The sequence below is a fragment of the Rhizobacter sp. P2_H2 genome (assembly GCF_056403375.1).
This window is the reverse complement of record NZ_JBFUFP010001274.1, coordinates 1-1,395: the sequence shown is the minus strand read 5'-3', so window position 1 is coordinate 1,395 and position 1,395 is coordinate 1. Positions and strand designations below refer to the sequence as shown.

Below are 1,395 nucleotides of genomic sequence, written 5' to 3'. Positions count from 1 at the left end.
TACCTGGACCGCGCAGGTCGGCTGCTGCGCCATGTGACCGAAGCCTTCGACGGACCGACGCAACCCGGCGGCACGAGCCGGCTGATCGTCACCGACACCGAGTACGGCGATCTGGGCCAGGTGCTGGTGCAGACGCAGCCGTACTTCCTGGACAGCGGTTCGTCGACGAGCGCAGGCAGTGCCGACAGGGGCCTCACGCGCACCGAGTACGACGCGATGGGCCGCCCGGTCCGGGTCTACACCGCCGACCCCCAGGGCAGCCAGCCGGGCGTGAGCTTCGGCCACCACGGCACGCGACGGGCGCGGGTGTCCAGCCTGGCCTACGGAGCGCTGGTGACCACCACGACCGACGACCAGGGCCATACGCGGCGCGAGGAGCGCAACGTCGAAGGCCGGCCTATCCGCATCACTGATGCGCAAGGTGCGCAACTCGTCCACCAGCGTGACGCGTTCGGCAACTTGGTGGCAACGAAGGACGCGCTGCAGAACACGGTGCAGATCAGCTACGACGTGCGTGGCAACAAGCTCAAGCTGATCGACCCGGACGCCGGGGTGATCGAGTACCGCTACGACGCGCTGGGSCAGCCGGTGTGGCAGCAGAACCCGYTGCAGAAGCAGCGCGGCGGCCAGACGACGATGGSCTACGACGTGCTCGGGCGGATGACGCAGCGCATCGAGGCGGARTACCRGAGCACCTGGACCTACGACAGCTGCYTGATGGGCATCGGCAAGCTGTGYGMGACGAGCACCAGCACCGGCATCMRTCGGCAGTGGGCGTATGACAGCCTGGGGAGGTTGACCAGCACGCGGACCGACATCGCCAATGGGCCGAGCTTCGCGAGTGCGCTGAGCTATGACGCGAACGGCCGGCAAGCGACGCAGACCTGGCCGACCGGGCTCACTGTGAACTACGGCTACACGCCCAAAGGATTCCTGAACAGTGTGTCGCTGGCAACCGCCGTGACGGTGAGCCCGCTGCCCGCGACACCGGGCGGCACACCGGGTGCGAACGTCACGCTGCCGGCCGGCACAGTGCTGTGGCAGGCGCAGGCCTGCAACGCGTGGGACCAGTTGGAGCAGCAACGGTACAGCAGCTCGGTGGTGAGCAAGTCCGGCCACGAGGCGGCCACCGGCCGGGCCAGCAGCCTGATGGCAGGCAAGGGCAACGCCGCCGACGTGTTGAACCACGGCTACGTGTGGGACAGCCTGGGCCGGTTGACGAACCGCAACGATGCGAACGGGGATGGCAGCACCGGCGCGGTGACCGAGAACTTCGAGCACGACGCGCTCGGCCGGCTGCAGCGCTACACGGTGGCGGCTCCTGCGATCAACGGCCTCGTGCGCACGGTGAGCCTGCAATACAACGCGCTGGGCAGCATCCTCTACAAGAGCGCT

1 pseudogene is annotated in these 1,395 nt (G+C 68.2%); it reads left to right on the top strand.

The features are described 5' to 3' along the window. Positions 1–1,395 (top strand): annotated as a pseudogene (locus AC1D15_RS32285) (hypothetical protein); the annotation flags it as partial.